General features: G+C 37.4%; 9 protein-coding genes and 2 pseudogenes. 7 read left to right on the plus strand and 4 right to left on the minus strand.

What is annotated here, in order from left to right; all coding sequences use genetic code 11:
* Nucleotides 1–151: 151 nt before the first annotated feature.
* From VL20_RS03170 to VL20_RS03180, 3 genes are all read right to left on the minus strand, one after another.
* A complete protein-coding gene (locus VL20_RS03170; protein WP_128575373.1) occupies nucleotides 152–1243 on the minus strand; it encodes an ISAs1 family transposase in 1092 nt (363 codons plus the stop codon).
* Nucleotides 1244–1447: 204 nt separating this feature from the next.
* Complete coding sequence (locus VL20_RS03175) at nucleotides 1448–3757, minus strand: GumC family protein (protein WP_052275584.1); 2310 nt, start codon at nucleotides 3755–3757, stop codon at nucleotides 1448–1450.
* A gap of 593 nt (nucleotides 3758–4350) precedes the next feature.
* Nucleotides 4351–5463: an IS630 family transposase gene (locus VL20_RS03180; protein WP_052275585.1), complete on the minus strand. Its 1113-nt coding sequence runs from the start codon at nucleotides 5461–5463 to the stop codon at nucleotides 4351–4353.
* A gap of 368 nt (nucleotides 5464–5831) precedes the next feature.
* Between VL20_RS03180 and VL20_RS03185 the strand changes: the two genes are divergently transcribed.
* From VL20_RS03185 to VL20_RS03205, 5 genes are all read left to right on the plus strand, one after another.
* Complete coding sequence (locus tag VL20_RS03185; protein WP_052275586.1) at nucleotides 5832–6674, plus strand: putative capsular polysaccharide synthesis family protein; 843 nt, start codon at nucleotides 5832–5834, stop codon at nucleotides 6672–6674.
* 25 nt (nucleotides 6675–6699) lie between these two features.
* Complete coding sequence (locus VL20_RS03190; protein WP_052275587.1) at nucleotides 6700–8001, plus strand: flippase; 1302 nt, start codon at nucleotides 6700–6702, stop codon at nucleotides 7999–8001.
* Nucleotides 8002–8165: 164 nt separating this feature from the next.
* Nucleotides 8166–9530 carry an oligosaccharide repeat unit polymerase gene (locus tag VL20_RS03195; RefSeq protein ID WP_052275588.1) on the plus strand — a complete coding sequence of 455 codons (1365 nt, stop codon included), beginning with the start codon at nucleotides 8166–8168 and terminating at the stop codon, nucleotides 9528–9530.
* Nucleotides 9531–9928: 398 nt separating this feature from the next.
* Nucleotides 9929–10768: a sulfotransferase domain-containing protein gene (locus tag VL20_RS03200; protein WP_052275589.1), complete on the plus strand. Its 840-nt coding sequence runs from the start codon at nucleotides 9929–9931 to the stop codon at nucleotides 10766–10768.
* A 131-nt stretch (nucleotides 10769–10899) separates the two neighbouring features.
* Entirely contained in the window at nucleotides 10900–11802 is a 903-nt protein-coding gene (locus VL20_RS03205; RefSeq protein ID WP_052275590.1) for a sulfotransferase family protein, read from the plus strand.
* 513 nt (nucleotides 11803–12315) lie between these two features.
* Here VL20_RS03205 and VL20_RS03210 read toward each other — a convergent pair.
* A complete protein-coding gene (locus VL20_RS03210; RefSeq protein WP_052275591.1) occupies nucleotides 12316–13470 on the minus strand; it encodes an ISL3 family transposase in 1155 nt (384 codons plus the stop codon).
* Nucleotides 13471–13717: 247 nt separating this feature from the next.
* Between VL20_RS03210 and VL20_RS03215 the strand changes: the two are divergent.
* Together VL20_RS03215 and VL20_RS03220 are read left to right on the plus strand one after the other, a co-directional pair.
* Nucleotides 13718–14443: pseudogene (locus VL20_RS03215) on the plus strand (ISL3 family transposase); the annotation flags it as partial.
* Nucleotides 14444–14583: 140 nt separating this feature from the next.
* Nucleotides 14584–15072: pseudogene (locus VL20_RS03220) on the plus strand (ISL3 family transposase); the annotation flags it as partial.
* Nucleotides 15073–15684: the final 612 nt, after the last annotated feature.

The following is a 15684-nucleotide window of genomic DNA, read 5'->3' on the forward strand; positions in this document are numbered from 1 at the left end:
AAAAGAGTTAGTCACAATAACTAATATTTAATCTTCTGCCAATATTTATTATGAATAAATTGATAAAGCTTGTTCCCAAGCCACTAAAAGCCTATCTCTCTTCAAATTTTCTGAGAGTACATCCTGTTAATTTAGCTAATTTTTCTGCTTCTTACGTCGATAAAACTATCAGTTTTTCCCAACGTTCAGCTAACCACCTCTGTCCCTCCGTTATTGAGAGAAAACCCAAACCTCTGAAAAGATTCAATCCTATGGTTGTGAGAATTGACCAATTGCTGGCCGCTTGAAAATCACTAATTTCGCTTTTATCTTCCTCAAAAATTACATCTTTTACCCAATGTAACTGATTTTCTATTTTCCAGTGTCCTCGAATAATTTTAGCAAATACTTCGGCGGATTCGGTTAGGCTACTGATATAGTAAGCTGTTTCTTCATAGGTTTTATCCCCGCGACTACCCCTTCTTTCTACTTTAATAACTCTTCGCAGATTTTCAAACCCTTTTCTTTCATTTTTCCTCACTTTAAAAACTTCTATTTTTCTTGATATTTTTCGTCCATGACTATTATCTTGTTCAAGAAAAAAACTTTCTGGCTTTGAGGAATTACTCAGGTCTTGTATTCGCTGATAAAGATTTTTCTGATTTCCTTTAACGGTGATAACATAGTCATTTTTAGTCTTGGCTATTAAGCTGATTGTTTTCTTCTGACAGTGTAAAGCATCCCCAGTAAAAACTTTATTTTGGAGAGAGCAATCCTCAATTATAGCTTGCCCTTCGTCGATTTCAGACCCTTTTTTGTTTTCGATTCTTTTTAAGTGTAATACCAAGCCACTTTCTTGACTAAACAATGAGATAAACATGATAAAATTTTGTTGTTCATTGTTAGGATTCTTTAGGGTGTTTTTGAGACTTTTTCCATCTATGCCTAGCCAATTTATATCATCTCTTTGTCCATATTCTTGTAATGCCCATTCATTAAACATTTTTAACAAAATCTGACCATCAACTCCCATCATTACCCTTCTAATTGTTGAATAGGATGGGACTCTTTCTGGAATTATGTTAAATTCTTTACTCAGCCTGTGCCGATTATTTTTAGCAAACTCTCCTAGTTCTCTATAACCTGAGTATCCTAGCATTGTTCCTAGTATTATTACTACTAATACTATCCATAAAGGGTGTCTTTTTCCTTTATCTTTCCGAAAGTCCTTGACTTGTTTTAGTTTTTCTATTAAGCTCAACATATATTTAAAAAGTTGCCGGTCACTTCTCATTTTACCTGATATTGATCGCTTTTACTTTTGATATTCTGATGGGAGAATGAAACAGCCCTACTTATTAAGGGGGGTGCCGATAGGCGGGGGGATCTACCCTTGATAAGGGGGGTGCCTGAAAATTTTTAACACCTACCTACTTAACCGATAAATAGTAAGCAAGATGGGATTTAATTATCTTTTGCCGTAGTAATGGCTATAGTAACGATAATTGTGGTCTTTCCGACTAACATTATTAGCCACTAAACCTAACACGGAAATCTGGGATAATCTCAGATCTTCGAGCAGATTTTTCAGCACAAAGCGATCGGTTTTGCCCAGTTTGGTGACGAGAATTAGGCCAGTGGCCATGGCGGCGAGAATTTTCGCATCGGCAAAAGCGGCGATCGGTGGTAGATCGTAGATAATTAGATCGAAAGCGTGGTCTTGCTGTAATTGCGAGATCATCTCCTGCATTCTCTGGGAAGAAAGCAAGCGGGTTGGATCTGGGGGAATTAGACCGGCGGTAAGAATCGATAAATTCTCGTGGCGGGGTAGGAATTGAATCGCCTCGTTCCAATCGAGACCCTCGGCGAGGACATTACTAAGGCCGTGGTCGTTATCGAGATTAAGTCGTAGGTGAATCTGGGGTCGTCGCAGGTCGGCATCCACCAATAAGACTTTTTGTCCCATACGAGCGGCAGCCTTAGCGATATTTATTGCCGTAGTAGTTTTACCATCTCCCGGTGATACAGAACTAATCACGAGGGACTTGAGGGGGGAATCGGAACCGAGGAGGCGAATATTGGTGTTAAGAGTGTGGAAAGCCTCCGAGAAGGGGGAGAAATTATAGTAGTAGAGGTTTTCGTTGGCTGATTTCGCATTGGTATTAGGGATAGTAAGTTGTTGACCAGCGACTGTTAACTGGGGTAGGGCGGTGATCACTTTTTCGATCTTATCGATGTCTTTGTTCCAGGGAATTGCGCCTAAAAGGGGCAGTTTGGTATCTTCTTTTAGTTCATCTGCACTATGATGAACGGGATCTAATCTTTCAGCTAAAAAGGCTGCCCCTAGGCCTAGTAACAGGCCACCAATAACCCCTAAAGCGAGATTTCGCACGGGTTTAGGAGAAACGAAATCTTCCTCTACTTCTGGAGGGGAAATTAGTTGCCAAGGCACCACTTGTTGTGCCACCTTGAGTTGGAGTTTTTGTTGTTCCTCCAGAAAACGGCCGAGACTGGTGGTGGCAATTTCCAATTCTCGTTGCAAATCCGTATAGCGACGGGCTAAAACCGCCAGATTTTTGACCGAGGCTTTCTGTTGTTCGAGGGCCCGGGCAAGGGATTTTACCTTAATTTCTAGGGTTTGGCGGGTGTTAGCGGCTTCCACCAATTGCTGGGTTAATTCTACCCGCAGAGCGCTGCGTGACACCAAAGCCGGGGAATTACCCACTGTCTGGGGCAGTTTTTCCCCTAGGGTTCTCTGGGCCTCGTTTTGCAGTAGGGGCAGTAAATTGGCTCTTTTTTCCTCTAGGGTGGCGATTATCGGGCTATCTTTCGCGAAAACTGCCGATTGTTTGGCCAATTCCACTTCCACTTCCTGCAGCTGCTTGAGCAAATCTTGATAACCGGGAGATTCACTGAGATAAGTGGCGATAATTGCTTGATTAGGCGCCAATCCCACCTGTTGCTGTAAAGCTTGATAGCGAGAGTTAATTTCGTTAAGGGCAACTTGGGCGACTCTGTACTCCTGCTCGATGCTGGTTAACTGTTGCGATAAACGAGTGGCTTCCTTGTCGGGATCCAGGAAATTGTATTGCTGCCGGAATTGCTGCATTTGTTTTTGTAGAGAATTAACTCGTTCCTGCAGCACGGGCAATTGAGCGTTAACAAAATCCAAGCCTTGATTAATTTCGGTCTTGCGTTCCTGGGAACTATAGTTTAGGTAGTGACTAGCCAAATTGTCTAAAACCAGCTTAATTTTTTCTGGTTCTGCATTTTCGTAAACGATCTCTAAAACTTTCGTATCTTCTAATTGACTAATTTTGAGATCAGATTTGCCAGTTTTACTAATTAAATCACTGTAGGTAAAATCGGGATACTTAGGAGTTATTTTGCTAAGGATGGGGTTAAGGAGTTGAGGACTTTTCAGGACAGCGATTTGGGTTTCATAATCGATGTTCTCTCCACCCAACTGAGGCAGGATATCTTGGGCTGCCAGTTTGAGAGAATTTTTATTTTCCTCAATCGGTTGACCGATGAGCAGCAGGAATCTACCTTGATAGATAGGGGTTTTTAAGAAAGTCCAAGCAGCGATCGCACCTGTTACCCCTAGGGTGATGCCAGCGATTATCCACCAGCGATGCTTGACGACAGAAAGGACTTGACGCAGGTTGAGTTCCTCTTCTTCCTGCGTCACGGAGGGGATAAAAGCTGGTTGGGCAAAAACTGGTAGATTTCCTTGGCTTTGGGTTTTTAAAGCCCCGTTTTGTTGGTTGTTCATCATTAATCAAATAGTCAAGGGATAACTATATTAAACCGCATCTAGTATGCCAGTATAGCTTGAGAATAATTTGGGAATTTGTCCAAACATGGTATCTATTTAAAATAGCCTCAAACCCTTATAGAGTAAGGAATATGACATCTAAAGCTGAGATTGACTTCGGGACACTTTTAAGGATATAAACCGCAACCAGCTAGAGAACTGGAATCTCACTGGCAGGCCATTAACCCTTAAAAGTATTGCTATGCAAAGATCATAGCCGAAAAAACCAAACTACGGTTTTCCCTGTGGATGCGGGTTAAAAGATTTTGCGGTAGCAATCTGGCTCGATTAATTACCGCTTCATCATAAGTAGTCATGCAAAATTAATTACCTGCCCGATCGAGCTAAAACCCTTACGGGGCAATGATCGTCATGTGTAAATAATTTTGCCTAGGTACTTAACACCATGCTACAATGGCAACTATAGTTTTTCCAGAACTGCTAACTTTTGTCCTGCTGCGTCTTATAGTCAAGCTTGCTGATAATCCCCCCGACCAATCAGAACATCCATAGGTAGCCATTCTACACTCAGGAATAGATAAGCTTTTACGCATTTAAGTTACATTGACAGCATTACCCTTATTTTTAAGTTTTCTACTCCATTTAATAATCAATCCCCCTTCATTTAAAAGCTGATTGACTACTTTTTCCAGTTCTTCTTTATTTTCAAATTCTCGATTAGCTATGTACTCTTTAGCGGAATGCCACACTAATTCTATTAGGTTGTAATCTGGACTATAAGCTGGTAAAAACTCTAGCCTAATATTGGGCAACTCTTTTTCCACCTGCTCAATAACATCTTTCTTTTTGTGATAACTAGCATTGTCTAATATGATGATAATTTTCGGTCCTTTTTCTCGAAAATCTTCGGGCAGATTTCCCAAGTTTATCCATTCTTGACGAATCTCTTCATGAAGTTTCTTTAATTGTTCATGGAAAGTTTCTGAATTTCCTTTTTTGATCATAAAACAGACTCGTTTTTTGTCATTATATCTTAAGGCTCCCATCACATTCACCCTTCCTCTTTTTCTTTGTCCATTCACTTTTTTTCGCTTTCCTTTTTTTGTCCAAGCTCTCCTTCTTATTACTCTCAAACTAAATCCACACTCATCCCAAAACCATACCTGGATTGACTCTGGCTTTTCTTTAGCCAACCTTAAATATTCATCTAATTTTTCTTTAAATGCTTTTCTTAATTTCTTGTCTTGCTTATCTTCTAGACTATATTTCGCCCAGATATACACATACTTTTTTCTTCTCAATATTCTTCTCACTTGCGAGCCACTCAGTTTAATTCCTGTTTCCTTTTCTAGATGCTCTGCTAATCTTGCCGCTGTCCATCTCCCGAATTCATATCCAAATTCCTTCGGGTCTTCATCAACTATTTTTAATAGTAAATTAATATATTCCTCTGTGGCTTTTTTATGATTTCCATTTTTTCTCCCATCTTCTAGACTTTCTAAATTGTTAGGATCGCCGTGAACACACCAATGGGCGACCGTTTTGAGTGAACAGCCAATAAAGTCAGCTATTTCTCGTTGAGTTTTTCCGTCGTTTAGCAAGAGAAACATTAAAATTCTTTCCCTAACCTCTGCTCTTTCTTCTTCTTTAAGAGCTTTTTGTAAGTTTTTCTTTTCTTCTAAGTCTAGGAAATCTTTGGCTGGCATAAGTAGGATTTTTCTAAAATTACTATTTCTATTTTAGGTGGTTTAAGTGCGTTTTAGCTTAATTAAGCGGTTAGTTGACCAAGAGTTTTTTCGGGGCAAAGGGGGAAAATTGGGACAAGGAGAGAGAATTAACGGATAAAGCCGAAAAAATAGTTTATTAATGGCTAAAAACAGCTTTAAAATCAGTAAAATCCGTTTGTTTGCTTAGTGTCCTCAATGTAAGTGAGATAATTGAGCAACTATCTTGAGAATTACCAAAATTACCACCCTGGGTTGACAAGGATGCTGAAATAGATTAAACTCACTGAGAACTCAGCATCTGTATCGCTGGTGTAGAGTAAAAAAATTAAACTACAGGCAAAAACCAAATGTCTAAATTTCTTGATAACCTGACTTATCTGCTGAATATTGTTCTGCAAGACATAAAATTACGATTCAAGCTTTATGCCACTAACCAAACACCTATTATAATCTATCAAATGGGCAAAGTGGGTTCTAGCTCGGTGATGAAATCCTTAGAAAAAAAAGCAATTTTGCCATTGTTTAGTGTTCATTTTTTACTCAAAAATGCTGATAATAGAAGCTTTTACAATCCTAATGTTTACGAAATTTTAGAATTAAAGCTGGGCAGAGAAAAGCAAGTCAGAAGTGGTGAGTTTTTATATAACAAGATAATCGTTCCCAAAAAACAGGTAAAGATTATTTCTTTAACTAGGGAACCAATAGGTAGAAATGTTGCAGCTTTTTTTCAGAACTTTGAAAGAGAAACAGGGAAAAAATATGAACAATCCAATTTTACTCTCCAAGAGCTAATGGATATATTTATCAATTTTTTCCCTCATTCAACTCCCCTAGACTGGTTCGATAATCACTTCAAGCCATTTTTAGGGATAGATGTTTATGAATATCCTTTTCCGAAAGAGCAGGGATATTTAAGAATTAACAAAGATAATGTGGATTTATTGATCCTCAAACTAGAAACCTCTGACAGTGTCAAGGAAAAAGCGATCACCGAATTTCTGGGGTTAAAAGAATTTAAGTTAGTAAGGACGAACGTGGGAGAAGATAAAAATTATCGAGATATGTATAAAGAATTTAAGCAAAATCTCAAATTACCACTATCTTATGTAGAGGAGATGTGCAGTTCTAAATACTTTAATCATTTTTACACGGAGGAAGAAATCAGAAAAGTTTATTCACGATGGACTTAGTAGCATCCCTGGAGCAAAGAAAAAGATGAAAAAAACTCCCTTAAAACTAAAAGAACGTTTAATTCGAGATGCGACGGGTTCTCTTGGTTTAAGAGTTGCTTTCATAACCCTTAGTTTTCTGACCAGTATTATTCTAGCTCGCTGGCTCGGTAAAAATGGCTTTGGGGTTTATACCTATGCAATGACTTGGCCTGCTTTGCTGGGCATTCCCGCGACTCTAGGCTTTAATAACTTATTAGTCAGAGAAGTGGCTATCTATAGCAGTCAGTCAGCTTGGGGATTAATGCGTGGTTTATTACAATGGGCAAATGCAATTGTCTTCATAGTTTCTAGCCTAATGGCATTAGTTGCTATTGCTATTATTCTGAACTGGGGACAAGTCAGGGAGCCGGACTTATTACCATCTCTGTGTGTAGCGATGATTTCCTTACCAATTGTCTCTTTAACTAGCTTGAGACTAGCGACGATGAAGGGTTTACACAGGGTGGTTTTAGGGCAAATGCCAGAAAATCTACTAGCTCCCTTAGTTTTTATTATCCTGACGATTTCTAGCTACTGGTTTCTTAGAAATCAAGAAAATATCACTGTCTGGGTGATGGGCTTAAAATTGATATCTCTTGGCATTACTTTTGTCGTTGGTGTGGTACTATTAGCCAGAGTGCTTCCCCAAGAGGTTAAACAGGCTAAACCTGAATACAAAATTCTGACTTGGCTCAAGGACGGCTTACCGTTTATTTTGCTAGGAGGACTAGCGGTGATTAACTCTCGTATCGATATATTGATGCTCGGTGCCTTGAAGGGGGCGGGTGCTGTGGGAGTTTACGCAGTAGTCAGTCGAGTCACTTCTCTGATTATTTTTGGCCTAGGAATCTTGAATAACGTCCTTTCGCCAACTTTTGCCACACTTTATGCAGAGGGAACGCGGGAACAACTGCAAAGGCTGGTTACTCATAGCACTCGTTTAATCAGCTTGTTTGCTCTGGTCATGACTTTGGGGTTGATTGCATTGAGATACTCGATTTTACAGCTTTTTGGTGCTGAGTTTATACAGGGACAAACAGCTTTGATAATTTTGAGTATTGGCTATCTGGTTAACGCTCTGACTGGTTCCGTGGGTCTATTGCTAAATATGACCCGCCATGCTAAATTTAGTGCAGCAACTGTGGCATTTGCCGCTTTGTTAAATGTCTGTCTTAATTGGCTACTAATACCGAAGTGGGGGGTGAATGGTGCAGCCACTGCCACCGCAATCTCGATGATTGTAGGTAATATTATCAGTGCTATCTGGGTACGCCAAAAATTGGGCATCAAATCTACGGCAATTTAAATGGGTGGGTGGAATTAAATATAAGATGAACGTAGGTTGGGTTGAAGCATGAAACCCAACGCCTGCTCATGTTACGCTACCGCTAACCCATCCTACAAATAATTGTGCCTCCCTACTTAAGTATTTGCGTTTCGATGTTATCAGAGAAAACTTACTAAGGAGATATGATGAGCGAAAATGATATTAATTTGGTTAAGATAATAACCTTTGCCTGGCTTTTATTTTGGGCTTTTTTGTCCGGCAAGAATATAATATTTAAGCGCTATTACTCTGCCTACTTAGTAATTATCATTAATTTTTTGTTTTTTGGTGTGCCGTTGTTATTAGATTTAGTAATTGGTGAACCTAAGTACGATTTTTTTCGTGGACTTGATAATCTAAGAGTGGCTGTTAGGGATGAAACAACCTTTTTGGTTTACTGTCTATACATTGCTATCGTGCCAGTAGTATTGTGGTACAATGGAATCCCCAAAGACAAGGAGAGTCATGGAAGATTATTAATCAATAATCAAACATTTTGGGTTAACTTAATTGGTTTCAGCAATAGGTATAAGCTCGGTAAACAATTTAAGTTATTAATGATACTTATTGGTTACTTTCTTTTATTCTTACCTGTCATTGTTTGGTCATTTAGTCCTAATCCCGGTCTCTACATTACTTACGGAGCAAAAGGTGCTGGTCTCTTGTCGGAAGAAGAGTACAACTTTCATCAACTTATACATCTTTCCTCTTTACTCAGTTTGGGTGGACTAATAACAATAATTGTATTGCAAAAAAATAAAAATTTGTCATTAATAAATTTTTACTTTTGGGCAAGTGTTCTCATCCCAATATCGGTAACAATATGGCTTAACGGCAAGAGATCTATTATTGCTTTCGTGATTTTTGCTTTGGTTCTGACTTTACTTTTAAAAAAAGCTTTAAGTAGAGTAAAACTTTTAGCACTTTTATTGGGTTTATTATTAGTTTTTGGCATTTTTTCCTATTCTTATCAAACTTCCTTAGTCAGGAGTATAGATACAAAGCAAATGTATGAAATATCTCGTTTCGATTATGGTAGAGACCATCTGCTTAAACTGTCTATTTACTCAGAATTAAATCCTGATAAATTTAAGATACTGGATCATCGACTTCAGACAGTTTATCATGCTTTAGTTTTATATATTCCTCGCTTTTTGTGGCCAGGTAAACCCATTCCTTATGATTACAAAAAATATATAACAGCGGCCGCCTTTAACATATCTCCCAAAGATGTTCTCCTCGGTCTAACAGGGACTTGGTTGGGGGAATCCTTATCTAATTTTGGTTGGGTAGGAGCTTTTATCGGTCCAATTACAATTGCCTTAATTTGTAGATTTGGAGATTCTACAAAAAATAATTTCTTGATTATTTTTACTTCTTTTATTGCCCTGTGTTTGCTATTGCTAAGTCTAGGCTCTGTCTTTCGTTTTTTGATTATTTGGTTAATACTTTTACTCAGAGAATACTACCAAAAAAAATACAAGAAATATAAAGGATATAAAATATGAATTCAATTCTATAAACGGAGTTATAATTATGGACTAACTAAATAGTTACTTGATAAGTACTTTTTGCCGATCTAGGAAAGACCTATATCATACAGGGTAAGCGCATCTTAACAATCCTTGACAAAATGAACTTTATGTGAGTTGCTTACCCAGAGATCGATTCAGGCATATTTGAGGAGAATTGGCTATCTCAATTGTTAAGCAAAAATCGACCAAATGTTAAGATTTCGTAACTATTCTGATTGACTGGTATCACTTCAAATGCCCACACAGCAAGCGGATAACACAATTGGTCAATTGTCAATAGCGTTTGAGATGATCTCACCCTGCTATATCATATCAAACTGTGTGTTATGATGCCCTGTGAGAAACTGGTTAATATATAAAGACGAAACCTTATGAAAAACATACTATCCTTTCCATTGAATTCTTTAAACATCTTGACCTTGCCTAGTCGAATAGCAAAAAAAATCAAGTATGGGCGTTCTCTGCACAAAAATCATGTGGTAGAGGATGTTTTCCTCGTTTCCTATCCCAAATCAGGCAATACCTGGTTAAGATTTCTAATTGCTAATGCTATCAAAGTCCATTATAATGTTGAGCAAGATGTTAACTTATTTAATATTTTAGATATCATACCTTCAATAATAGGAGATGGCAATCTTCGTCCAGAAGGTCCTTTTGGCAGGACAGATATACCTAGAATTATTAAAAGTCACTCTGCCTATAACCCTTACTACTACAGAGTCATTTTACTTGTCCGAGATCCTAGAGATGTAATGATTTCCTATTATTACTACCTAAAAGATAGAAAACAAATAGATGATAAGTTAGAGATTTCAGAATTTATTAGACATACAAAATATGGAATTAACAGATGGACAGAACATACAAAATCATGGTATTACAACAACTATGGAGGTGGGGGTGGGCAGATCATTAAGATATTTAGATATGAGGATTTTTTAAAAGACACACACTTGCAATTATCTTCCGTGATGGATTGTTTTGGAATTAAAATCAATGAGAAATTGATAGATGAAGCTATTGCTTTAAGTTCTAAAGAAAAAATGAAAGATTCAGAGAAAAAGCATCTGTCTACCAATATTAGAAATGGGAAAATATCCTTTGTGCGAAAGGGAGTTGCTAGTGGTGGACAGGAATTATCTGATCTGGATATAGAGTTTATTGCGAATTCAGCGACAGATATTGCTCGAATACTTGGTTATGACTTGTAGTATGTAAATTTTTCTGATTCTGCAGCCAGATAATTATTTGTTAGCCTGCAAGAGTTTGAAGCATAAATTTACGTTAGCGCAATCATTGATGTTTCTAGGGAATTACCATTTAAGTATGAGGAAGTAAAAGTATGGCATTGCCAAATTTTTTAATTATCGGAGCAGCCAAGGCGGGGACGACTTCCCTTTATGATTGGCTCAACCAACATCCACAAATTTATATGACACCAATTAAGGAGACTAACTTTTTTGCTTTCGAGGGCGAAAAAATTAGCTATCCTAAAGGTTCAATTAGTGAAGGTTATTTGGATGGTTTTAAGACTAGCTTTGAAAGTTATATGGAACAATTTCAGGGAGTTACGAATGAAATCGCCATAGGTGAAGCCTCACCTAGTTATCTATACCATGCTAAGGCGGCTGCAAGAATTAAGTATTATTGCCCTGATGTAAAACTAATAGCAATACTGCGAGATCCAGTGGAAAGAGCGTATTCGCAATTCTTGCATCATGCTCGAGAGGGCTTTGAAAACTGCTTAGATTTTAGTGCCGCCCTTCGGGAAGAAGATAACAGAATTCTTAACAAATGGTGGTGGGGATACTTTTATGTAGACGGAGGATTTTATTATACTCAATTACAGCGATATTTTGAAAAATTTGACTCTAGTAAAATCAAAGTTTATCTCTACGAAGATTTAAGAAGTAATCGTTATGATTTAATCAAGGATATTTTCCAATTTTTGGAAGTTGATGACAATTTTATTCCCGATACATCAACTAAATATAATGTTACTGGTATCCCTAAAAACCAATTATTGCATGAATTTTTGTCAAAGCCAAATCTAATCACCACCTCTGTTAAGTATCTTATTCCACGTCCCCTTCGCCAGAAACTAATTAATGATATAAGAAATTCTAATTTAGCCAAGCCTCAACTAACACAACCCCTAAGACAACAACTAATAAGCATTTATCGAGAGGATATATTAAATCTTCAAGAATTGATTCAAAGGGATCTGTCTGAATGGTTAAAGTAAATAATGAATTTTGGGTTCTTCGTTACTTGGTATGGTTCGGTAGGGTGTCATAAATCGACTAAATCCTTATCTGGCAAGAGATTTAATTGATTAGTTCGCTCTAGATCGAAAACAATTGACAAAAATCGCCAAATGTCTTTCTATATAGGGTCTGCTGAAAAAGTACGGGCGAAGCATTCGGATAGAAAATCTACGGTTTCACCGATAGGTTATTGCCCGAATGCTTCGCCCCTACAGGACGCGGGCCGATGAAGACGCAAGGTTTTGAACGACGATTCTCTCAAAATCTTGCACCTGTTTCGGGAGAAAAGCCCCAAAACCCTTACTTTGCCTACATTTCACATTTATTCAGCAAACCCTATATAAGAGTTTCATTCCTTATAATCCTGTCCGTTGCATAATACAAACCGAAGAACCGAATTTTGTAAAAAAAATCAGGAGTTAATACTATTAACCGACATTCCGCACATCTTCATATATTTGGCTCTTCTGGTTTTCGTGTGTTAATTTTTGTTATGAATTAAAGCAAGCAAACAGCTTAAGTCGAAGATGTTCAAAATTGGTAAATCCATAACTCATTCTTTTAATAAGCTTTATTTTGGTATTCATTCCCTCAATTAATCCGTTGGTTGTCTGATTTTCAAAGTAATTACAAATACCTGGCAAATGCTTCTGGATCATCCTGGCACTACTTTCATATAATATCCCGCCTATTCTTATCCATTTTTCCAATTTTCTCTCAGCACCTCTGAACGTTCTACTACTTTGATAAATTTGTCTAATTTCTTCTTTCATTTCCCCGGCTATTCCTAAGCATGGATGTTCTTTCAGAATAACTTCTAGTTGTTGTTTTTGCTCGTCCTTTAAGTCCTCTTTATTCTTCCATAATAAATGAGGTAATCCTTTTTCATGCACCCCCATTAACTTTCTCAATTTATTAAGCTCGTCATTGATGATAGCCATTACATGAAAACGGTCATAGATGATTTTAGCATTGGGAAATAATTCCTTGATCACTGCTGTAAATCCTGACCACATATCGACGCTCACTTCTTTCACTTTCTCCCGAACTGCGTCTGGCTGTGCTTTTAAGGCTTCCATTAATTCTTCTTGCTTATGTCCTTTAATCACATCTAGTAAAATTTTCTTGTCCATATCTACGACCGTTGTGATGAAATCTTTATGTCCTTTTAAGTTACTAAATTCATCTAAGCTTATTCGTTCTGGTGCTTCCCACTCTTCCTTTTCTAGTTCTTTAGCACAGTGATTAAATATTAACTCAACTTCTGACCATCCTAACCCTTCTTCTCGACTTATTTCTTCGATGCTACAATTTTTTACTCTCTCATAAATCATCGATTCATAGCGAATTGTATGATGCTGTCTTAATCTCATAAAACTCAGTCTTTCGCTGATATACTTTTGGCACTTTTGACAATGAAACTGACGGCGTGGTACTTCTAAATATACTGGATTACCTAATATTGACAAGTCTCTGACTAGATTATACTCTGTCTGATTGATTCTGTCTAAGGTTTGATGGCAATTCGGACATTCAATTGTTTCATTTAAAAGAGCAAGCTTTAGGAAAATTGTCTGAGCAATTTTTTGATAATTGACCACTGTTACATTTGGTAAATCGAGGAGTTGATCAAAATTTATCCACATAACCCACCTCCTGTTCTGTGTTACTATTATACCATGCTCACACAGAACCTAGAAGAGCCTATATTTGGCTCTTCGGGAATTGTTATGCAAATAATTAACTTAAAATAAAATTCGATGAGAGCAACTACGCTCAAAAGTAGCTGAAATTCATACAGGAAAGGACTTAAGGCACAAATAGGTTAATACCAAAAGATAGACAATTGAGTTAAGATTTGATATAATAGCCAAAAACGAGATTATTTTACTTATGATACTTGACAAATTTTTGAACCTACAAGGAACCTGTATTCAAGGCTATCGACACCTAGAAAATATCGGTATAGTTTTCCAAATCGAATCGAAAAATAAAAAAGCAGTCTGTCCTCGTTGTGGGTTAGAGAGCGATAAACTACACCAAAATCATCGACATTTAGTCAAAGATTTACCGCTCTCAGGTCAACCAGTGTACCTACAAGTTAATCGTCGTCAATTTAAGTGCGGTAATTGTCAGAAACCCTTTAGCGAAGAGTTAGATTTTGTCGCCAAGAAACGAACCTATACGAAAAGACTAGCCGAGAATATACTCGAACAATTAAAATCAGGAGATATTTTAAATGTTAGTCGAAGAAATGACGTAACGGAAGAAGAGATTCAAAGAATGATAGAGGACATAGCTGAAGAAATTACAGAGACAGACCTATCGAAATTAAAAAGACTAGGAATTGACGAAATCGCTCTAGTCAAAGGACAAAAAAATTACTGTGCAGTTTTAGTAAATTTAGATACGGGAAAACTAATAGCTATTCTAGAGAAGCGAACACAAGAAGAATTGAGGGAAACGCTTACAGGGTGGGGAAAAGAGGTGTTAGAGCAAATTGAAGAAGTCAGCATAGATCTTTGGTTGCCCTATAAAAATTTGGTGAAAGAATTGATGCCATCGGCCGAGGTAGTCGCCGATAGATTCCATGTAATGAAACAAATTAATCAAGAGTTAGACGGGCTCTTCTCGACTTTGTATGATAATTTTTGCTTATAGAATCGTGAAATATTTACTGGGAAAGACTTTTAGGACTATTTTGCTGAAGAAACTATCAGTATAGACCCCGTTTCCACACAGAAACCAGAAGAGCCTTAGACGAACAGAGAAAAGCAGAAAAAAGAGCGGTAGAAGCGCAGAAAAATAAAAAACAGAAAGCGGAAAAAGAAGCAAAGCTAGAAGTTTTAAAGCGAAGTAAATATAGCTTGTTAAAAAATGAAAAAGATTTAACGGAAACCCAAAAAATCAAACTAGAAGCTATCAAAGAAAATTTCCCAAATTTGAAAAAGATGCACGAGTTAAAGGAAGAATTTAGAAAGATTTATGAAACCTCAGAGAATTCGACAGAGGGAATGCTATCCATCTCGGAATGGTTGGCAAAATCCTCCAGTGTTTTTACCAAGAGTTGTCAAACAATCCGAAACTGGTTTGGAGAAATCATTAGTTATTTCGAGCGAAGGACAACGAATGGGGTGGTCGAGGGAATCAACAATAAACTTAAACTAATAAAACGGAGAGCCTATGGCTTGAGAAACTTTCGTAATTTTTGGGTTAGAAGTATGTTATCTTGGCATCTTGTCTGTTGATTTAGCATAAAGAGTAACGAAGAGCCCTATATTTTTATATGTTTTTACATTCCCCAAGATGTTTTTACGAAAAACTGTCATTGTAGAGAATACTATTGAGAACTATTTTCAATAATTGATTTTTTCTGAGAAAACCAATTACAATTCTTCACCTTGATAAAAATCCATCATTGTAGCTATAATCCTTACTGGCAATGGGTTGTAAGCAATGTATTAGTAAAAATTATCAATTGAATGTTAAGAAGTGCGGAAGATGGGTAAGTACCTAGGCAAAATTATTTACACATGACGATCATTGCCCCGTAAGGGTTTTAGCTCGATCGGGCAGGTAATTAATTTTGCATGACTACTTATTAAGTAATAAGTACCTAAGCAAAATTAATTACACATCTAAGCCACTACTCCGTCAGACTTCTGGTGTGAGGAAACAGTGAACTGAAAACTCAAATCCGATCCCTAATAGCTGTCTCCCGTCTCGGAGTCTCCCGTCTCGGAGTCTCCCGTCTCGGAGTCTCCTGTCTCCTGTCTCGACTAGGAAATTAATTTTGCACGACTACTTAGTTGACATCAGATAGACCTTTTTGCTATCTTGTGTTTGTCAACTTTAATGAG

It is taken from the genome of Microcystis panniformis FACHB-1757, from assembly GCF_001264245.1.
Lineage (GTDB): Bacteria > Cyanobacteriota > Cyanobacteriia > Cyanobacteriales > Microcystaceae > Microcystis > Microcystis panniformis.